Here is a 19,824-nt window from a genome sequence, read left to right on the forward strand (position 1 = left end):
ATAGAGGAGAAGGAAATGGAAAGTGCTCTGGCGTTGGCGTAAAGCCGCATTCCGCCGTTTCGTCTTTCCAAAACGCCTTCTCAGCCCGCGCGGGACAAGGGCTGCGGGACACAGGAATCCCGACACACACAATGCTGCGTGCGGCATTGAAACACAGTTGGCAGATAAAGTATCTGCGATTCGTATTGATATCCCGACACACACAATGCTGCGTGCGGCATTGAAACGCGTCTTTCATGATTGTTTCCTCCTATAGTTATAGATGTCCCGACACACATAATGCCGCGTGCGGCATTGAAACCCTCGGCGAGGTCACGATCGAAATCAGGTTTGCTGTCCCGACACACACAATGCTGCGTGCGGCATTGAAACATCATGCATATAATCATGACGTGATTAGCTGTTTTGGTCCTGACACATACAATGCTGCGTGCGGTATTGACAACAAAACGGCTCTGCGTGTCCACATCGGTCACACAGAGCCGTTTTCGTATGCGAAAAGCGCACAGCAATCCTTGACGATGCGGCGCACAGATGGTAGTATAGAGATACAAAAAGGGCACTGCCGTAGTCGGCTCCCCAATAATAGGATGAAATTTCCGCCTACTGTTTGGAAGCTGAAGGCGGATTTTTCTTATTTATCGTCGAACGACGATCATCAATAATGAAATACTTCTATATGCTTCAAATATATTATTGTTTTAAGGAGGTTTTCAAATGACGAAGGATATTGTCATATCAATGGACGAGGAATTGAAGTCGAACTTTGAAGAAGTCTGTGCAGATATTGGAATTTCTGTCCCTTCTGCCATTATGATTTTCGCCCGCCGTGTAGCAAGAGATCGTAAAATTCCATTCGAGCTTACGGCATCCCCGCGCCTCTCTGATCCGTTCTATTCGGAAAGCAATATGGCTCACCTGCGCCGCGGGATCGAAGATTTTAAGGCAGGGAAATTTCAGCGGCATGACTTGATTGAGGTTGCAGACGATGAATAAGAACTGGTTTGATGAAGCGTGGGAAGATTATCTGTACTGGCAAATCCAGGATAAAAAAACCCTGAAGCGCATCAACGCCATTCTCAAAGACATCGAAAGATCCCCTTTCGAGGGAATCGGAAAACCGGAACCCCTGCGGGGAAATTTCAGTGGCTTATGGAGCAGACGGATTGATGAAAAAAACCGTCTCGTTTATTTTATCAGCGATGGCTCCATACAGATTTTCTCCTGCAAAGGACATTATGAATAGGAAGTGGATAGATGTACTTAATAGGATAAATGGTAGCATATAGACTTTGGGGAAAGCATCTGCCCGCCCACGCACCGGCGTAAAAACGTCATTGAAAAAGAACGAAGCGTGTGCTATCATAACCAACCTCCCCCTTCCCGGGGGCAAGATTCGACCGCCCTTTCGACAGTGCTTGCCTTGCGTATATCATAAGAACATATGTAGCACAATAAAAAGCTGCCGATTGGCAGCTTTTTCTTATGCGATATCGCGCAGCACCTCCGCGATATCCCCGTCGATCACAATACTGCGCTCCGCGATTTCATCCGGCACATACGCCCTCCCCAGATTGATCGAGACGAGCGTCACATCCGTGCGCTCCGCCGTCATGCGCCAAAACGGATACTTGATGATCCCCGGCGTATTCATCCCGACGCCGAGCTCGATGAGGAGTGTCCGCTTCCCCTCCGTGTGATGGAGGAAATCCGTATATCGCTCCGCTGCCGCATGCCAGCCCGCATCCTCGACAAAGCGTTCATCCGCACGCAGGTTCGTTGTCATCTCCGCGCCGTCGTCGGGGCAGTAGGGGATGAGATCGGTCGGTATTGCCATCCGAGGCGCACCGCTCTCGGGTAGAAGGAGCTCCCCATCCTCCGCAAAGGCAAAGCCCTGCGCTGCGAGCATGGCACGTATACTCTCCTCGTTGTCGTATGTCCTTCCTGCCGATGCTCCCGCAGGTTTGCTGCTCTGAAAGAGCCCGTAATCTCCCTGCGTATAGAAGAGACGCTCCTTATCAAAGCCCGCCCGCTGAAAGGCGTGATCCACATTCGTCGTCAGCACGAAATAGTCGCGCCCCCGTACGAGTCGCAGGAGATCTGCGTATACATCTCCCGGCAGCGGCGCGTAGCGGTTGATGTAGATGCTCCTGCTCCACCACGCCCAGAACATCTCACGCGCGGGAAACGGATGGAAGCCGCCGCTGTAGATATCCTCGATCCCGAAGCGTTCGTGAAAATCCGAAAAATATTTAAGAAAGCGTGCGCCCGCATAGTCATAGCCCGCCGCCGCCGACAGCCCCCCCCCGCGCCGATCAGAATGCAGTCGGCAGAGGAGAGGGCGTTTTTGAATTGTGCGATGGATTTCTTCATTGTAACAGTCCTTCGTAGAGCACGCGGTCCTCATCCTTGAACACATTGAAAATGACGCGCTCAATCGTGGAATCGTGCGCGAGAAAGCTACGCACCTCACGCACGGCGATCTCTGCCGCCGCCGCGTTCGGGAAATGGAACTCGCCCGTAGAGATGCAGCAGAACGCAACGGACTTCAGCCCATGCTCCGCCGCAAGATGCAGACACGAACGATAGCAGGAGGCAAGAAGCTCCCTGTGCTCATCGGTCAATGTGCCGCTGACGATCGGACCCACCGTATGAATCACATGACGCGCGGGGAGATGATACCCCTGCGTGATCTTTGCTCTGCCCGTTTCCTCCGGATGCCCCTGCCGCTCCATGATCTCTGCGCATTCCGCACGCAGCTGAAGTCCTGCCGCCGAGTGAATCGCGTTGTCGATGCAGCGATGACAGGGGATGAAGCAGCCGAGCAGAGCGGAGTTCGCCGCATTCACGATCGCATCGGCGTTCAGGCGCGTGATATCTCCCTGCCAAAGGATGATACGCGCATCCGAGGACACCGATGGGAGCGTCATCACATCCACCACACCGCGCTGCTCCCGCTCCTTGGACAGCAGTTCACCTTCGAGACGCAGATACGCCTCGGACAGGGGACGCGGCGGGCGCACATTCATCAGCGCACGCAAGAGAGTGCGCTGCGCCGCCGCATCCGCCGCGACCTGTGTCGCCTGCACGCGATACTCCGGCATCTCGGCAAGGAGCATCGCATTCAGCTTTTGAATGAGAGCAAGGGACATGGGAACACTTCCTTTGTTTACGCCTGTACCAGCGATACGCGCTCACCCACATGTGCGCCGCTCTCGATCAGATCGACCATGCCGAGCACATAGTCTGCATAGCTGATGACACTCTCGCCCACCGCGCTCAGCGTCATCTCCTCGCCGCCGAGGATGTACTTGCCCGTCTTTGCCCCATCCGCACGGAAATCCGCCGCAGGGCTGACGAACACCCACCTTGCATCCGTACGAGAGCGCAGCGCCGCCAGCTCCTCCGTCTGTGCCTTCGCGAGCGGATAGAACTCTGCCGGGAACTCCGGCGTATCGAGCAGCTGCACCGTATGTGCCGGATCGACATAGAGACTGCCCGCACCGCCGACGATATAGAGACGCGTATCCGTCCCCGCCACGAGATCGGCGAGATGCTGACTCGTCTGCGTGTGCAGCGGCAGCGTCTCCGGCGTATACGCGCCGAACCCGTCCACCACTGCGTCGAATCCCGCAAGATCCTCCTTCGTGAGCGCCATAATGTCCTTCTGCACAAACTCCTTTGCCGCGCTCTGATTTGCGCCCCGCGCAAATGCCGTCACCGCATGACCGCGCGCGATCAGCTCCGCAATGATTGACTTGCTTGCCTTTCCGTTCGATGCCACAACTGCGATTTTCATATGAAATACCTCCATAAAATAATTTTGTAATTAAATCAGTTACGTATGGAGTATAACACAGATAAAAAAGAACGTCAACAGATACAATATATTTTTTACCGACCTCTCTGCATCGACGCAAAAACGTCATTGAAAAAGAACGAAGCGTATGCTATCATAGAGGAGAAGGAAATGGAGAGTGCTCCGGCACGGGCGCAAAGCCGCATACCGCCGTTTCGACTTTCCAAAACGGTGCAGCCCGCGCGGGACAAGGGCTGAGGGACACAGAGTCCCGACACACACAATGCTGCGTGCGGCATTGAAACTGACCTCTTCGATGAAACTTTGCATTAAGATGCGGTCCCGACACACACAATGCTGCGTGCGGCATTGAAACAGTGGGTCACTTTCCCACCGCGAGCCTGAACGATGAAGTCCCGACACACACAATGCCGCGTGCGGCATTGAAACGTTCATCCCCTTGAGGATGTCCGCCGCCTTATAGAGGTCCCGACACACATAATGCCGCGTGCGGCATTGAAACAAGTGCTCCATGTACTCACTGGTGACGACCGATGCGGTCCCGACACACATAATGCCGCGTGCGGCATTGAAACAACGTCGCATCGAAGAACGTCGCTCCACAAGCGTTGTCCCGACACACACAATGCTGCGTGCGGTATTGACAGCAAAACGGCTCTGCGTGTCCTTTCGGTCACACAGAGCCGTTTTCGTATGCAAAAAGCGCACAGCAATCTTGACGATGCGGCGCACAGATGTTAGAATAGAGATACAAAAGGGCATTGCCTAGCGGTCGCCCCCATTATTAGCAGAGATTCCCCCGCCAAGGTTTGCAGCGCAAGGCGGGGATTTCTCATTTACCGTTGAACCGATATGACCAGTATGGTGAACACTACAAGAAACGTAAGAAACTCATAGCTCTCCATCTGAATCCCCCCTTTCGGGGGCTGAGTGACCGCCCTTTCGACAGTGCTTATCGTGAGTATACCACAAGAACATACGTATGACAAGAAAATCCACTTGACACGCCTATGTCAAGTGGATTTTCCTATGCAGAATGCAATTACAGCGTCGCAATCGAAGCGATACGCAGATCATCATCCGCGCGTTCAAACTCGATGCGTAAGTCCTGCGCAAAATGTGCAATCAGCGCATCGCCGTCTGCCTCATACGGCGTTCGATTCCAAAGGAGGAATGCCTCCGCGAAGATACGGTGATCCAGCGCAAATTGCTCAATACACTGCGTGACCACAGATACAAAGCGCGGCAGATCAACGGGTGCAAAGACCTCGTCCGGCACGTCCGAAATCCCGACAAAGAACGCCCCGACTTCATGCGGACAGCGATAATAGCAGTACCCGTCTGCCAGCCCGCAGGCAACAATGGAGAGATTATGCCCGTTGAATATATCATTCAGTTCGAACTCATCCACCGTCAGCGCCTCCAGCTGCCACACCTCTCCGCACTTCCTTGTATCGCCCGCGAGACGAATGAGCGAATCGGGAAATTGATTGATATTCTCCCATCCCCAGAGCCATGTACCACTCGATTTGGACTCGCTACCGATGAATTGGATGGGGTACTCCCGCGTATCAAATAGAATCACGCCCCGCTCGAGGTCGACATTCCAGTCCTCATTTCGCACGACGCGCTCCGCGCAGGCATTCTGAACGCACATCATCTTGCCGAGGCACGCAGAAAAAACATCACGCCAGTTGCTCCGATCCACCGAGAGCCGATCAAAAAATTCCTTCATATCCATTTTCCTTCAAAAAAGGGAATCTGTCATGCCAACAAATTCCCTTATCTTTAAATATCCAGATTCCGCACGAGACGTGCATTTTCCTCGATGAACTGGCGGCGCGGCTCGACTTTGTCGCCCATAAGGATGGTAAAGAGCTCGTCCGCCGCCTCGGCATCCTCCGCGCCGACCTGCAGCATGGTGCGCCCCTCGGGGTTCATGGTGGTCTCCCAGAGCTGCTCGGGGTTCATCTCGCCGAGACCTTTGTAGCGCTGGATGGTGACACCGTCGCGTCCGATCTCGTCGAGCTTTTTCGCCTGTTCCTCGTCGGAGTAAGTGTAGAAATGCTTCTTGTCCTTGCGGATCTGATAGAGCGGCGGCTGCGCGATGTAGACGTGCCCGTGGTCGACGAGCGGCTTCATGTAGCGGTAGAAGAAGGTCAGGAGCAGTGTGCGGATGTGCGCGCCGTCGACGTCCGCGTCGGTCATGATGATGATCTTGCTGTAGCGGCGCTTCGCGAGGTCAAACTCCTCGCCGATGCCCGTGCCAAATGCGGTGATCATTGTACGAATCTCTGCGTTCGCAAAGATCTTGTCGAGGCGCGCCTTCTCGACGTTCAGGATTTTGCCGCGCAGGGGCAGGATCGCCTGGAAACGGCGGTCGCGTCCCTGCTTCGCGGAGCCGCCCGCAGAGTCGCCCTCGACGATGTAGATTTCGCATTGATCGGGATCCTTGACGGAGCAGTCCGCGAGCTTGCCGGGCAGGCTCGACACCTCCAGTGCATTCTTGCGCCGCGTCAGTTCGCGCGCCTTGCGTGCCGCCTCGCGCGCTCTGGAAGCCATCAGTGCCTTGTCGAGCACCTTCTTTGTGACGGTGGGGTTCTCCTCGAAGTACTCGGTCAGCCCCTCGGTGACGATGGAGTCGACGATGCCGCGCACCTCGGAGTTGCCGAGCTTGGTCTTGGTCTGTCCCTCGAACTGCGGCTCGCGCACCTTGAGGCTGATGACGCAGGTGAGCCCCTCGCGCACGTCCTCGCCGGAGAGGTTGCCGTCCTTGTCCTTGAGCACGTTCAGCCGCCGTGCAAAGTCGTTCGCCGCGCGTGTGAGGGCGATCTTGAAGCCCGCGAGGTGGGTGCCGCCCTCCTCGGTATTGATGTTGTTGACGAAGCTGTAGATGTTCTCCTGATAGCTGTCGTTGTACTGCATCGCGATCTCGACGACGGTGTCGTCCTTGACGCCGTTGAAGTAGATCGGCTCCTCGTTGATCGTTTCCTTCTTGCGGTTGAGGTGGGAGACGAAGGAGCGGATGCCGCCGTCGAAGTGGAAGGTCTCGCGCCGCTCCTCCTCGCCGCGCTCATCGACGAGTGTAATCGTGATGCCGTGGTTGAGGAAGGCAAGCTCGCGCAGACGATGTTTGAGTGTCTCGAAGCTGTACGTGGTGACGGTGAAGATCTCGGGGTCGGGGACGAAGTGGACGCGCGTGCCCGTGGTCTCGGATGTGCCGATCTCGTGCAGCTTCTCCACGGTTACGCCGCGCGCAAAGGAAATGGCGTGGATTTTTCCGTCGCGCCGCACCTCGACGTCCATTTCGGACGAAAGTGCGTTGACGACGGAGACGCCGACGCCGTGCAGACCGCCCGAGACCTTGTATCCGTCGCCGCCGAATTTGCCGCCCGCATGGAGGACGGTCAGCACGACCTCGACGGCGGGCATGCCGCTCTCGTGCATGTCGACGGGGATGCCGCGCCCGTTGTCGGTGACGGTGATGCTGTTGTCGCGGTGGATGACGACCTCGACGTTGTCGCAGTAGCCCGCGAGTGCCTCGTCGATGGAGTTGTCCACGACCTCATAGACGAGGTGATGCAGTCCGCGCTCCGATGTCGAGCCAATGTACATACCGGGACGCTTGCGCACCGCCTCCAGTCCTTCGAGGACTTGGATCTGTCCCGCGCCATAGTCGGCGTCGACGGCGGTCACCTCATCGCCCATCTCCTCGGCGGAGATGGCGATGCCCGAGAGGTCGGGCATATCCGCCATTTCGGCGGCTTCCTTTGCCTCTGCCTCGGTCATCGGGCGTACCTCGGTCTGTTCTTCGTTTGCACTTAGGTCGATTGTCTTTGCCATTATATCCTCCTTGGGGGTGTTATTTTTTTTGTCGGCTCTACGCGAATAATCTTGCAGTTATTTGCTTTCAACTTTATATTTCTCGCAGATGGGGCGGATTTTATCGCGGATTTCGTCAATACTGAGGATCAGCGGAAACGCCCCTTTCGTTATAATTTCTTCTTCGAGCCCTTACGTTTCTTCATCTCTTCCCAGAATTCGCGCGTGGTGATGAGTTCGTTCCGCAGCTCCCAAAAGGTGCTCTGAATCTTCTTCGGTGTGACTTCCTCCGGGGGGAGTCCGCGGTGGAGCATGGTGAGGAGACGGGCGTTTTCGCTGTCCTGCGCGGTATAGTCGGTTTCGCCCGCGATGCGGCGCACGAGATCGGCGCGTTCACTGCCGAGCAGGAGGGCGTCGCAGGAGGGAACGCGGCGCACGATGTCCGCGAGCTTTGCCCACGGCTCTCGTTGCAGGATGGCACGCACTTCGCGGCGCACGCGGCGCTCCTCGCTGCGGCGGCAGTCGTGACAGACACCATTGACCATACGTCCGCAGATCGGGCAGGGCAGAAAACCGCGCTGCTCCTTGAGGCGCTTTGCCTTGCGCGTCGTCTGATAGGCACGGCGGATCTTGACGGCAAGTTTCTCATCGCTGACGGATTCTGCGAGCTGCGCACCTGCTGCGATCTCCGCATCGCTGAGTCCGGTGCGAATGAGGGCGCGGGCGTAGGCGAAAGGTGTCTCCGCATCGCCGTCCTCCTCTGCGTCCATCGGAACAGGGCGCATCGTACGCGCAAAGGCGATTTCCTTCACGAGCCGCCCGCCCGCATAGTTGTTGACGCGCTGGATGATCTCGGGGGCACTCATGCGCATCTCGTTCTTCCATGTGGCATCGGGCGCATAGAGGAAGAGTTTGCCGTCCCGAACGGCAACGGCGCGCACGCGGCGTGCGATCATATCGCCCACGATGTCTGCCCAGTGGGAGAGTGTTGTATGTGCGATGTAGTCGCGCTCGAACTTTGGACCGAGGCGATGGATCGCGGCGCGCACGTCATCGCCCGCGTTCGCCGTTCCGAGTGTGGTGCGCATAAATCCACCTCCATTCCTGCGCCGCGTGTGCTCCACGCGAACGCCTCGTTATGCAAGCGGTTGGCTACGGATCTGCGAGAGCATCTCTGAGCCGATAGAAGTGCCCCCGCTGTGGCGGGGAGGCTTTTCCCTGCTACATCTCCCGTATCTGCCCCGCCTCCACAGAGCGATACGTCCCCATGCGTTCGACGGGGAAATACGCCGCATCCGTCGCGGTGATAAAGGTCTGGATCTCCTCGCTCCGGATAAAGGAGAGGAGGGCGCTGCGGCGCTCTGCATCCAGCTCGCTCATCACGTCGTCGAGCAGGAGGATGGGCGCCTCGCCGACGTTCTCGCGCAGGTAGAAGAGCTCGGCGAGTTTCAGCGCGAGTGCGCCCGTGCGCTGCTGTCCCTGCGAGCCGTAGCTCCTGAGATTCATGCCGTCAACCGCGAGCACGAGATCGTCGAGATGGGGGCCTGTTCCCGTTGTCGCACGCGCAATGTCGCGCGCGCGTTCGTCCGTGAATACCTCATTATACCACAGTTCGAGGCGCTGTGTCATGCCATCTTTGTCGCTCGTCAGCCCCTCCGGCGCATGTGCGATGCAATAGGAGATCGTGAGCTCCTCGCCTGCGGCAAGCACTGCCTGCACGCGTGCCGAGAGCGCCCCGAGCTGCGCGGTCGCCGCGATCCGCCGCGCAACGATGTATGCCGCACTGCGCGCAAGCTGCGCATCCCACGGCAGGAGCGCGTCAATCGGGGCAAGGCGCTCACGGATGTCCTTCAAAAGAGCATTCCGCTGGCGCAAGATGTGCGTATAGCGCAGCAGCTCTCCGTAGTAGGCGGGACTTGCCTGCGAGAGCTCCGCGTCCAGATAGCGGCGTCTGAGTGCCGGCGCGCCCTTGACGAGAAAGAGATCCTCGGGGGAGAAGAGCACCATCGGCAGGATGCCGACGAGATCGCGCTGCCGGAGATGCTCTCCGCCGCGCTCGATGCGCCGCCGCGCCCCGCGCGCAAAGGTAAAGGAAAGCTCCCCCGGTACGTCGTGCCGCAGAAAGCGGAGCGCGATGTGCGCCCCCGGATCGCCCATGCGAATAAGCTCCGCATCGCTCGATGTGCGATGGGAGCGTCCGAACGCGGCATAGTAAAGTGCCTCAATGATGTTTGTCTTGCCCTGTGCGTTCGCCCCGAGAAAGATCTGCACCCCCGCATCGAAGGCAAGACTCAGTTCTTCATAGTTGCGGTAGGAACGCAGTACAAGTGATGTAATCTGCATAATTACGAACGAACGACACAGTATGTATCTTCGCCCTCGATTGTAATGACATCGCCGACCAAGAGTTTGCGGCGGCGTGCCGTCTCGACCGCCCCGTTGCGGAGGATCGCTCCGGCTGCGATCAGTTCCTTCACCATACCGCCGCTCGGAACCGCACCGGCGAGCTTCAGGAACTGATCGAGCTGAATCGTGTCCGTATGAATCTCTACTTCTGTCAATGTGTCCTCACAGGCGTTACAACATAGATATAGTTCGGGTCAACGTCCTCACAGATCGTGATGGGTGAGAGGTTCATGCCCTGCGCGTTTGGGCCCTGCAGGGAGAGGATGAGGGTATCGCTGTCCAGCGATTTCACCGCATCCATGAGATAGGAGGCATTGAACGCGATCTTGGCATCATCGCCCGTCACCTCTGCGGGAATCGTCTCCTCCGCCTCACCGATCTCGGGGCTGTTCGAGGAGATGCGCATGAGTCCCTGCGCAAAGGCGAGCTTGACGATGTTGTACTGATCCGTGCGTGCGATGAGGGAGGCGCGCTCGACGGCGGAGGCAAAGGTCGCGGCATCTAGTACGACGCGCGTCTTGATGCTCTCCTCTGTCGGTATGACGCTGCGATAGTCCGGGAACGCCCCCTCGATGAGGCGCGAGGTCATATAGATACTGCCCGAGGACATGCTGATTTGGTTGTAGGAGCAGGCGATGTGAATATCGGACGGCACCTCGCCCGTGATCGTGCGCGTGACCTCCTCAAGGAAGCGTGCGGGAATGATGATGCGGATCTGTCCGGCATCCTCTTCGAGCATCTCACTCTTGACGGCTAGGCGGTGGATATTCGTCGCGGCGAATGTGACCTCCCTGCCCTCGACCTCAAGCTGACAGCCTGTGAAGATGGGACGGCGATCACGCTGTTCCTCGCGCAGACAGGCAAATGCCGATTTCTTGACAAGACGTGCGAGTGTACGGTCTTTCATAGTAAATTGCAGTGTTCCCTCCATACGGTGCAGGACCGGGAAGTCTGCGACTTCCATTGTACGCAGGGTGAATCGTGCCGTACCGGACTTGATGATGGCGAGACCGTCGGAACTTTCCGTGTCGATGGAGACCTCTTCGGCAGGCAGCTTGCGTGTAAATTCCGTGAGGTATTTCCCTGGGAGAACTGACGTTCCTGTCATGTGAATCTCTGCGGGAATTGTGAGGATGAAGCCGAGCTCGTAGTTGGTGGATTGGAGTTCGAGCTGTCCTTCTTTTGCCGTCATGTAGATGCCCGAGAGGATGGGAGTCTGCGGTTTGGTGGAGAGTCCTTTGCTGACGATTTGCAGCGCGGAAATGAGATCCGATTTTCCGAGTGTGATGTTCATATGCGTTCCTTTCCGGAGTTTTCTGGGGGCAGGCTCCCGTTTTCTATGGGTACTGTGTTATATATAAATATAGTAGTCGTAGTAGTAGGGGCTGTGGATTTGTGGAAAAGTGGAAAAACGCCTGAAAAATCAAAGAGCTGGTTGTGGATAAATTAGGGGAAGTTATTTCTTAGTTATCCACAGTTTACACAGATGAGGAGTGGATGAAATGTTATCCACAAAACGTCCACATGAAATGAGGTGGGAAATGAACAGGGATATGCACAGGTTAAGGAAGCACTGATAAATTCAGCAGCATCATCTCTTAGATCCCCTTGATCTGGATCGTCAGCGACTCGATGAGTGCCTTGGTTGCGGCATCGCTGTCCGTGAGGTTTTGGATCTTCTTGTGCGCGTGAATGACCGTCGAGTGGTCGCGGTTGAAGAAGCCGCCGATCGTCGGCCATGAGACCTCCGTCAGCTCGTGACAGAGGAACATGGCAATCTGGCGCGGATAGGCGATGTCGTTGCTACGCTTCGTGGAGCGGATGTCATCGCTTGTCACCTTGAAGTGGGTGCAGACAATGCGCTCGATCATCTCCATCGTGATGCGCCGTCCCTTTTCGCCGCGCAGATAGTTGCCGAGTGCCGCGATGCAGGTCGTCTCGTCGATCGGCATGCGCATCATCGAGGCGTACTTGATGAGGCGCATCAGTGCGCCCTCAAGCTCGCGGATGTTGCTGTCGACGCGGCTTGCGATGTAGGTCACGACATCCTCGGGGATGTCTACCTCCTCGGATTGTGCTTTCTTCTGTAGGATTGCGACGCGCGTCTCAAACTCCGGCGGTTGGATATCGACGACCACGCCGCCGGCGAAGCGCGAGATCAGACGATCCTCCAGATCCTTGACATCCTGCGGCTGGCGGTCGGAGGTCAGGATGATCTGACTGCCGTTGTCGCGCAGCTTGTTGAACGTCTGAAAGAACTCCGTCTGTGTCTGCTCCTGCCCCGCAAAGAATTGGATATCGTCGATCAGCAGCACGTCGATGCTGTAGTACTTCTTGCGAAATGCGTCCATGCTCTTCTCGCGGATGGAGCGGATGAATTCGTTCGTAAAATCCGTGCTCGCAATGTAGAGCACGCGTTTTTCGGGGTGATTGGCAAGGATCTTGTGCCCCGCCGCATGCATGAGATGAGTCTTGCCGAGTCCCACGCCCCCGTAGATGAAGAGCGGGTTGTGCGAGGGCAGCCCCGGCGCGTCCGCGACCGCCTTTGCCATCGAATACGAGAACTGATTCGAGCGGCCCATGACGAAGGCATCGAAGGTGTACTTCGGGTTCAGTGTCGTGATATCATCCGGCGCTGTCGCGTGCGTATCATCGCTTGGTGCAAGCGGGAGACTGCCCTGCGTTGGATATTCGACGGTTTCCGCTGCCGTCATTTCTCCGGCGGAAGGATTTTCCACCGTGTTTTTTTCTGTCGGCGGGACTTTTTCTTTCTTCGCGGGTTTTTTCTTTACCGCTGCCTCGGGATCGACGATGACGCGGAACGTGAAGTCCGGACCGAGCGCCTGCTGCACGATATCGCCGAGAAGCGCACCGAGGCGCGACTCGATGTACTGCTTTCTGCCGGGCAGATCGACGGCGAGAACGAGTTCATTTCCTTCGAGAGAAACGGGAACGCTGGGGGCAATCCATGCATTCACAACGTCCTCGTGGATGATACCGTCGGTTTTTTCCAATACCTTTTGCCATTGACTCTCGATGGATGATGACTTTTTTTCGGACATACCGTTGCGTCCCTTCAAAAATTTTTTGGCCTGCACATGTTCCTGTTATCCACAGAGTTATTCACAGCTGTGGATAACATTGTCGATGAAAAGGATTCGATTCTATGCACAGATGTGAAATTATACACCTTTTTTTCACAGGTTTTCCACAATAACAACGGGGATATTTTAGCAAAAAAAAATGGACTTATCAACAGGGGCTTTTGCCTCATCTCCTGAAAAAAAGGTGCAAATAGAGTGCTTTCGCCTTGACAGTGCCGCTTTTTTTCGTCTATAATGACGCCTAGTAATACATATGATGATTGCCGTAGATGGCACATGCCGTATGAAATCGGCAGCAAAGGAGGTGACGAGAGGTGAAGAGAACATTTCAGCCCAACAATCATTGGAGAAAAAAGACACATGGATTCCGTGAGCGCATGAAGACGAAAGGCGGCCGCCTCGTATTGAAGAGAAGGCGTCAGCGCGGACGAAAGAAGCTGTCGGCGTAAGCCGAAGCCGATCAGAGGTCACCGCGGGTGACCTCTTTTTTCACATTATGAGAGATGCTCCGGTCGAGCGCGGGGGGCGGAGTGAAACGGTATCCCCTCACCCACAGGCAGTCCATCCCCCGTCGTACCTCTGAAAATACCGACGTGGATTGAAAAAGCGATATGGAAAAAAAATACACATTGCCGCGTGCAAAGATGATCAAGCGTCGCAGCGACTTTCAACACGTCTATCAAAAGGGGACCGCTGTCGCAGGACGCGGCATGGTCCTGTATGTTCTGCGGGAGCAGCGCGTTGCGGGCAAGGTCGGCTTTGCCGCCGGGAAAAAACTGGGCTGTGCCGCCGTGCGCAGCCGCACGAAGCGCCTTCTGCGCGAGGCGTATCGCCATATGCAGCACGAATTGCGTACGGATGTGGGGATCCTCCTCATCGGACGCGCGGGACTTGCTGCGGGCAAAATGCAGGATGCCGCCACAGAGCTCCGGCGGCTGGCACGCCGCGCGAACATCTTTGCAAGCGGTGCCGCGCGTGCGGAGGAGCGGCGATGAAGTGCCTGCTCCTTCTTCTCATACGATTTTATCAGAGCGCCATCTCGCCGCTCACCCTGCCCAGCTGCCGCTACTATCCGACGTGTTCCGCGTACGCAGTCGAGGCAATCGAGCGCTATGGTGCATGGCACGGCGGATGGATGGCATTTCGCCGCATCCTGCGCTGTCATCCGTTTCACGCGGGCGGCTACGATCCCGTACCATAGGATGACGTAACGATGTGTTCGCGTTGGGCATCGTATCACGAACACGAAAACAAAGAGAAACCATACAATCGAAATTTTACGCACATACTTCCAAAAAGTAGGAGGAAATACCGTTGATCGAATTTTTTAGCAACCTCTTTGCACCCATCATTCATCTCCTGCAGCTGATCCTCGGCGCATTCTACACCGTTACCAGCGCCGCCGGACTCGTCAGCTACGGCTTTCCCATCATTCTCCTCACCATCCTCATCAAGGTCGTGACCTACCCGCTCACCGTCAAACAGATCAAATCCATGAAGGCGATGCAGGAAATCCAGCCGAAGATGAAAAAGATCCAAGAAAAGTACAAGAACAATCCGCAGATGCTCCAGCAGAAGACGGGCGAGCTCTTCCGTGAGGCGGGCGTCAACCCGCTCGCCGGCTGTCTGCCGCTCCTCGTGCAGATGCCCATTCTCATGGGCATGTACTACGCCCTCTTTAACTTTACCTTCCCGAGTCCGGAGGCGGCGGCGTTCTTCTGGCTACCGAATATGAGCGAGCCTGACCCGCTCTATATCCTGCCCGTTCTCTCCGCTGCGACGACCTACCTCCAGCAGAAGATGACCTCCACCGAGATGAACGCGCAGATGAAGATCATGATGACCGTCATGCCGCTCTTCATCGGATGGATCAGCCTCACCTTTCCCTCGGGGCTCGTACTCTACTGGGTAACGATGAACGTCGTCCAGATCACCCAGCAGTGGTGGATGTATCGGGGCGAGAATGCACCGGTGAAGGAGGCGCACTGATATGGCAGAGATCATCGAGACCACCGGAAATACCGTCGAGGAAGCGCTTGGAGCCGCCCTTGATAAACTTGGCTGCGGGAGAGCCGAGGTCACCTACGAGGTCATTCAGGAGCCGTCCGGCGGATTCCTCGGATTATGGGGCAAACGCGAGGCACGCATCCGCGTCACGACACGCCCCGTGATCCTGCCGCAGCGTACAGAGATACAGACCCCGCCGCCGCCGACCGTCCTCGCGCCGCCGCCCGTGCCGGCAGCGTCGCCGACCGAGGAAGCGCGCACAGAGGACGACGGCTTTGGCGTGCGTCCGAAGCGATTTCACACCGATCTGCGTTCCTCCGCGCGCAAAAATGCTGCGGAGAACGCACCGCGCCGCACCTTCGGCGAGAGCCGTGAGAACGTTGGGCGCGGCTCCTATGAAGAAGCGCGCACGCCGCGCGAAAACAGCCGCGGCGGCTACGGTGAACCGCGGCGGGACTATCCTGCGCGCAGCTATGGAGAGAGCCGCGCACCGCGCGACTACCGTGCGCGCAGCGGTGCAGACGAGCATCGTACGTACCATACACGCTCCGGCATCGACGAGAGGCAGGATGATTTTCGTCCGCAGCGTCGTGAGCGTACCGACAGTCTGCTCATCCCACTCACGGACGAGATGGTGGCTGCTGCCGAGAAATTCCTCAGCGAGATCTTTGCCTCCATGCATCTCACCGTCGCACTGCGCCGAACGGATACCCCGTCAGGCACGATCTTCAACATGCGGGGCGAAAATCTCGGCATCCTCATCGGCAAGCACGGCTCGACTCTCGACGCACTGCAGTACCTCACGAACCTCGTCGTAAACAGGATTCCGGAGACCGGCTATGGGCGCATCATCCTCGACGTGGAGGACTACCGTGCGCGCCGTGAGGAGACCCTTACGCGGCTCGCGGGACATCTCGCGGACAAGGCGTGCCGCATCGGCGAGGAGATCCACCTTGAGCCGATGAGCCGCCACGAGCGCAAGATCATCCACATGGCGCTGCAGGACAATCGCCGCGTCACCACCTACAGTGCGGGCGACAACCCGCGCCGCTACGTCGTCATCGTCCCGAAGCGCAGACGCTACGCGCGGGACTATGAGGAGAGCAGCTACGACCGCTACGAGCGGTGAGGGAGCACCCCGATGAGGGTACTTTGGATGATACGGGAAAATCATACAAAATACCTGCAATATGGAAACACGGATCAATAAAATGAGGTGTGTTGTACGGAGCAGAACGCTTCATACAGCACACCTCTTTCCGACATTTTTGAGAAACGGGAAAGGGAAAGCATGACCGAGGAAACCATCAGCCAGATTGCCACCCCGCAGGGAACGGGCGGCATCGGCATCATTCGTGTGAGCGGGGCAGACGCTCTGCGCATTGCGCGTACGGTTTTTCGTCCCATACGCGGGACGCTTGGGGAGATTGCGCCGTACACCGCACGCTACGGGAATATCGTTGCGGCAGACGGCACCATCATCGACGAGGGGATTCTCCTCTACATGCGTGCGCCGCACTCGTATACGGGCGAGGATACCGTCGAGCTGCAGTGCCACGGCGGCACGATCGTCCTGCGCGAGGTGCTGCTGCGCACATGGGAAACAGGGGCGCGTCCGGCAGAGGCGGGCGAATTCACCAAGCGTGCCTTTCTCAATGGACGGCTGGACCTTGCGCGCGCCGACGGTGTCATGGAACTCATCGCGGCAAAGAGCGCCCGCGCCGCGCATGCCGCACGCGAGCGCATGGCGGGCGCACTCTCGGAGAAGATCACAGCGATCCGCAGGCGTCTCCTCGGCGCGATCGCACGCATTGAGGCGGGGATCGACTTCCCCGAGGACGACATTCCTGCCGTGCAAAATGCCGCACTCAGAGAGGACATTATTGCTGCTGCGGACGCCGTTCGCCGCCTCCTCATGGGCGCGGAGGCGGGGCGCATCCTGCGTGAGGGCGTCAAGACCGTCATCGTCGGCCGCCCGAACGTCGGCAAGTCCAGCCTCCTCAACGCACTGGTCGGCACGGAGCGCGCCATCGTCACCGATGTCCCCGGCACCACGCGGGATGTGATCGAGGAGGAGATCAGCGTCGAAGGGATTCCGCTCAGACTCCTCGATACCGCAGGACTGCGTGTGGCTGAGGACGCAGTCGAGCGGATCGGCGTCGCACGCACGAAGCAGCATCTCGCGGATGCAGAGCTCGTCCTCGCCGTCTTTGACAGCTCGAGCGCACTCACCGACGAGGACAGGGAAATCCTCAAACGCCTGCGTACGATGAACGCCGACACCATCATCCTCTGCAACAAGGAAGACTGTGCCTCCGTTCTCAGAGCCACCGACTTCGACGGCATGAACGCCCCCGTCCTGATGATCTCCGCGCACGCCGGCACCGGGATGGACGTCCTGCGCGAGACCATCGCTGCGCGCGTCCGGATGATGGAGGGCGACCTCAGCGACGGCGCGCTGCCGAACAAGGAACGCGAGGTACAGACACTGCGCCGTGCCCTCGGTCACCTCGATGAAGCGGAGCGGACGCTCGCGGCGGACATGGGCAGCGACTTCGTCTCCATCGATCTGCGCGCCGCCTACGACATCCTCGGCGAAATCCTCGGTGAGACCTTGGACACCGACCTCATCGATCGCATCTTCAGCGAGTTCTGCATCGGAAAGTAGGTATGGGATGCGGCATTACGGCGAAATATCATGGGCAGCGCGGATCATTCTGCTTCAACCTGCTCCCGCGCCTCGGCAATCACATCCGCGAGCGTGACCGACTCCATCGCGCGCTCCATTGCGCGCTGGATGGCATCGAGGCGGCGGTCGAGGATCGCGTGGATGCTCCGTCCGACGGGGCACGCAGGATTCGGATTCTCGTGGAAGCTGAAGAGCGTGTCGTCCCCGATGCTCTCCACGGCACGAAAAATGTCCGCGAGGGTGGTGTCACTGAGAGGACGCGCGATGTGGGCACCGCCCTCCCTGCCGCGTGCAACGGTAATCAGTCCCGCACGGCGCAGCTGCCCGAGAATGCGGCGGATGACGACGGGATGTACGCCGATGCTGCCCGCAAGCGTTTCGCTCGTCGCGGGCGCCTGCTCTCCGTAGAGCTCGACGCAGATGAGGATGTGGATGGCGATGGTGAAACGGCTCGAAATCTGCATATTGTACCCTCCATTGTTCTGTATCTGTATGATACAACGAACAGCGAAAAAATACAAGTCTGATATCATATCGTCAACTGTCGCGCCTACGCGTATTCTGCTGCGCTGTCGAGCTGCCGCTTGACATCGAGGAGCAGCTTGTAGTGGACGGCGCGTCCTTCTTGCATGAGTTTCCTGACGGTGGGCGGCTGCCAGAGCGTATGGATGACCGTGCCGCTTTGCAGAGCCACGTCCGTGCCGTGTGCACTGCGTGCGATGAGGGGCGTGCGCGCGATGTTGATGTAGCCGAGCCTGCCGAGGCGCTTCTGCACGTGCCGCACCATGATGGGGGCAAGGACGCAGCCGTGCAGGATGGGGAGGATGATGTTGCGCCGTCGCGCGAGCTGCCGTGCCGCATTGCGGCGGATGAGCCGCAGCTCCTTGTCCTCACGTCCCGCGAGACAGGAGAGGACGTATTCTGTGGCGGCGTGCAGTGTCAGACAGTCGCCTGCGGCGGTGTGAATCACGGTCTCATTGCCGCCGCCCGCGCCGGTGATGGGTACGAGTGCGAGAATATCCGCTGCCTCAGGCAGACCCTGCATGAGCATTTCTCTCTTCGTCCAGTTCATTTCGGATCTCCTTTCCTATGGGCGGGCATGCCGCCCCTCCTGTCTGCCGTTGGCGAGACGCACAGACACGAGAAAATAATCACCTGTTCCTTTCTGATCTGTATTATATAGAAAATGTGTTCGCATGTAAAGAAATTTTTCAAATGGACTCCTCCTTTTCTCATTTGTGGCAGGTATTCCTGTGTAAAGCGCTTACGGATATCAAAAGAGAAAGGAGTTGATCCACATGGCACGCAAAGATGCAGCGAGCAAGATCACGCTCAGGGTCATCACCGGCGTCGGTACGGATGGGAAGAACATCTACAAGAACCGTACGATCAGCGCCATTGCGCCGACGCTCACAGATGCGGATGCGCTTGCGGTCGGCAAGGGCTTCGCGGATCTCCAGCGCCACGGTCTGAGTATGGTGACGCGCACGGACTCTGCCGTCCTCGAGGACTGAGGAGGGCGCTGAGAATACGGAGGAAAGGAGGTAAGCACAATGTCGACGAAGAAACAGCTGCGCATGACGATGAAGATGTCCAGCGGCAAGGAGCTGACGGTAAACCTGATGGATCCGGAGGACGGACTCACGAAGGCGGAGGTCGCGACCTGTCTGCAGAACGTCATTGACAAGAAGGCGATTGTCGCAGGAGAGGCATATCCGGTCTCCATCAAGGACATTGCCATCCAGACGGTCGATACGGAGAAGCTCGCCTGAGGGCGCACTTCCCGAGAGAGAAAGGGCTGCCCTACGAAGCTAGAAAACTTCGTAGGACAGTCCTTGTCATTATATCAGCGGTATCGTTAGAAGCGCCCCTTCCACCGCTTACGCGGTCCCCCTCCCCCGTACCGACGGGGGAGGCTAGGATTATGGCATCTTAGCTTCCCCCGCCAGAGCGGGGGAAGTGGCGAGCGTAGCGAG

General features: G+C 57.6%; 21 protein-coding genes and 1 pseudogene. 10 read left to right on the plus strand and 12 right to left on the minus strand.

Going from position 1 to position 19,824, the window contains the following annotated elements:
• The first annotated feature begins 717 nt into the window (after window positions 1-717).
• On the plus strand, window positions 718-996 hold the full coding sequence (locus HMPREF9081_RS02505; RefSeq protein ID WP_006305378.1) for a type II toxin-antitoxin system RelB/DinJ family antitoxin: 279 nt from the start codon (window positions 718-720) through the stop codon (window positions 994-996).
• Window positions 989-1,246, plus strand: a complete 258-nt coding sequence (locus HMPREF9081_RS02510; RefSeq protein WP_006305380.1) for a Txe/YoeB family addiction module toxin — start codon at window positions 989-991, stop codon at window positions 1,244-1,246. The genes HMPREF9081_RS02505 and HMPREF9081_RS02510 overlap by 8 nt, the downstream gene beginning before the upstream one ends.
• Window positions 1,247-1,483: 237 nt before the next feature.
• Here the strand turns inward: HMPREF9081_RS02510 and HMPREF9081_RS02515 are convergent.
• From HMPREF9081_RS02515 to dnaA, 10 genes and pseudogenes are all read right to left on the minus strand, one after another.
• Window positions 1,484-2,373: pseudogene (locus HMPREF9081_RS02515) on the minus strand (SIR2 family NAD-dependent protein deacylase).
• Window positions 2,370-3,152, minus strand: a complete 783-nt coding sequence (locus tag HMPREF9081_RS02520) for a protein-ADP-ribose hydrolase (RefSeq protein ID WP_006305383.1) — start codon at window positions 3,150-3,152, stop codon at window positions 2,370-2,372. Before HMPREF9081_RS02520 ends, HMPREF9081_RS02515 begins: the two are co-directional and overlap by 4 nt.
• A 17-nt stretch (window positions 3,153-3,169) precedes the next feature.
• Complete coding sequence (locus tag HMPREF9081_RS02525) at window positions 3,170-3,799, minus strand: NAD(P)-dependent oxidoreductase (protein WP_040394333.1); 630 nt, start codon at window positions 3,797-3,799, stop codon at window positions 3,170-3,172.
• Window positions 3,800-4,862: 1,063 nt separating this feature from the next.
• On the minus strand, window positions 4,863-5,561 hold the full coding sequence (locus HMPREF9081_RS02530; RefSeq protein WP_006305387.1) for a DUF6882 domain-containing protein: 699 nt from the start codon (window positions 5,559-5,561) through the stop codon (window positions 4,863-4,865).
• Window positions 5,562-5,608: 47 nt separating this feature from the next.
• Window positions 5,609-7,663, minus strand: a complete 2,055-nt coding sequence (gene gyrB, locus HMPREF9081_RS02535; RefSeq protein WP_006305388.1) for a DNA topoisomerase (ATP-hydrolyzing) subunit B — start codon at window positions 7,661-7,663, stop codon at window positions 5,609-5,611.
• A gap of 149 nt (window positions 7,664-7,812) precedes the next feature.
• Window positions 7,813-8,730, minus strand: a complete 918-nt coding sequence (locus HMPREF9081_RS02540; RefSeq protein WP_006305390.1) for a DciA family protein — start codon at window positions 8,728-8,730, stop codon at window positions 7,813-7,815.
• A 133-nt stretch (window positions 8,731-8,863) separates the two neighbouring features.
• Entirely contained in the window at window positions 8,864-9,985 is a 1,122-nt protein-coding gene (gene recF, locus HMPREF9081_RS02545) for a DNA replication/repair protein RecF (RefSeq protein WP_006305392.1), read from the minus strand.
• Window positions 9,986-9,987: 2 nt separating this feature from the next.
• On the minus strand, window positions 9,988-10,203 hold the full coding sequence (locus tag HMPREF9081_RS02550; protein WP_006305394.1) for an RNA-binding S4 domain-containing protein: 216 nt from the start codon (window positions 10,201-10,203) through the stop codon (window positions 9,988-9,990).
• Window positions 10,200-11,342: a DNA polymerase III subunit beta gene (gene dnaN, locus HMPREF9081_RS02555; protein WP_006305396.1), complete on the minus strand. Its 1,143-nt coding sequence runs from the start codon at window positions 11,340-11,342 to the stop codon at window positions 10,200-10,202. Before dnaN ends, HMPREF9081_RS02550 begins: the two co-directional genes overlap by 4 nt.
• A 304-nt stretch (window positions 11,343-11,646) precedes the next feature.
• Entirely contained in the window at window positions 11,647-13,110 is a 1,464-nt protein-coding gene (gene dnaA / locus HMPREF9081_RS02560; protein WP_040394337.1) for a chromosomal replication initiator protein DnaA, read from the minus strand.
• 356 nt (window positions 13,111-13,466) lie between these two features.
• On the opposite strand from dnaA, the gene rpmH reads away from it, so the two are divergent.
• The 6 genes from rpmH (at window position 13,467) to mnmE (ending at window position 17,827) form a co-directional block, all read left to right on the plus strand.
• Window positions 13,467-13,601 carry a 50S ribosomal protein L34 gene (gene rpmH, locus HMPREF9081_RS13000; RefSeq protein ID WP_006305399.1) on the plus strand — a complete coding sequence of 45 codons (135 nt, stop codon included), beginning with the start codon at window positions 13,467-13,469 and terminating at the stop codon, window positions 13,599-13,601.
• 162 nt (window positions 13,602-13,763) lie between these two features.
• A complete protein-coding gene (gene rnpA, locus HMPREF9081_RS02565; protein WP_006305400.1) occupies window positions 13,764-14,147 on the plus strand; it encodes a ribonuclease P protein component in 384 nt (127 codons plus the stop codon).
• Window positions 14,144-14,353, plus strand: a complete 210-nt coding sequence (gene yidD, locus HMPREF9081_RS02570; protein ID WP_006305401.1) for a membrane protein insertion efficiency factor YidD — start codon at window positions 14,144-14,146, stop codon at window positions 14,351-14,353. The genes rnpA and yidD overlap by 4 nt, the downstream gene beginning before the upstream one ends.
• A 113-nt stretch (window positions 14,354-14,466) precedes the next feature.
• Window positions 14,467-15,141, plus strand: a complete 675-nt coding sequence (locus HMPREF9081_RS02575) for a YidC/Oxa1 family membrane protein insertase (RefSeq protein ID WP_006305402.1) — start codon at window positions 14,467-14,469, stop codon at window positions 15,139-15,141.
• A gap of 1 nt (window position 15,142) precedes the next feature.
• Complete coding sequence (jag, locus tag HMPREF9081_RS02580) at window positions 15,143-16,288, plus strand: RNA-binding cell elongation regulator Jag/EloR (RefSeq protein WP_006305403.1); 1,146 nt, start codon at window positions 15,143-15,145, stop codon at window positions 16,286-16,288.
• Between the two features lie 162 nt (window positions 16,289-16,450).
• Entirely contained in the window at window positions 16,451-17,827 is a 1,377-nt protein-coding gene (mnmE, locus tag HMPREF9081_RS02585) for a tRNA uridine-5-carboxymethylaminomethyl(34) synthesis GTPase MnmE (protein ID WP_006305404.1), read from the plus strand.
• A 44-nt stretch (window positions 17,828-17,871) separates the two neighbouring features.
• Here the strand turns inward: mnmE and HMPREF9081_RS02590 are convergent, their stop codons facing one another.
• Both HMPREF9081_RS02590 and HMPREF9081_RS02595 read right to left on the minus strand, forming a co-directional pair.
• Complete coding sequence (locus HMPREF9081_RS02590) at window positions 17,872-18,312, minus strand: Rrf2 family transcriptional regulator (protein WP_174262942.1); 441 nt, start codon at window positions 18,310-18,312, stop codon at window positions 17,872-17,874.
• 86 nt (window positions 18,313-18,398) lie between these two features.
• Window positions 18,399-18,920: a hypothetical protein gene (locus tag HMPREF9081_RS02595; protein ID WP_006305406.1), complete on the minus strand. Its 522-nt coding sequence runs from the start codon at window positions 18,918-18,920 to the stop codon at window positions 18,399-18,401.
• A gap of 226 nt (window positions 18,921-19,146) precedes the next feature.
• Here HMPREF9081_RS02595 and HMPREF9081_RS02600 point away from each other — a divergent pair, with 226 nt between their 5' ends.
• Both HMPREF9081_RS02600 and HMPREF9081_RS02605 read left to right on the plus strand, forming a co-directional pair.
• Window positions 19,147-19,362 (plus strand): DUF1659 domain-containing protein, encoded by a 216-nt coding sequence (locus tag HMPREF9081_RS02600; protein ID WP_006305407.1) that lies wholly within the window; start codon window positions 19,147-19,149, stop codon window positions 19,360-19,362.
• Window positions 19,363-19,401: 39 nt separating this feature from the next.
• Window positions 19,402-19,620 carry a DUF2922 domain-containing protein gene (locus HMPREF9081_RS02605; RefSeq protein WP_006305408.1) on the plus strand — a complete coding sequence of 73 codons (219 nt, stop codon included), beginning with the start codon at window positions 19,402-19,404 and terminating at the stop codon, window positions 19,618-19,620.
• Window positions 19,621-19,824: the final 204 nt, after the last annotated feature.

Origin of the sequence: Centipeda periodontii DSM 2778, from assembly GCF_000213975.1 — a bacterium.
Classification (GTDB): domain Bacteria; phylum Bacillota; class Negativicutes; order Selenomonadales; family Selenomonadaceae; genus Centipeda; species Centipeda periodontii.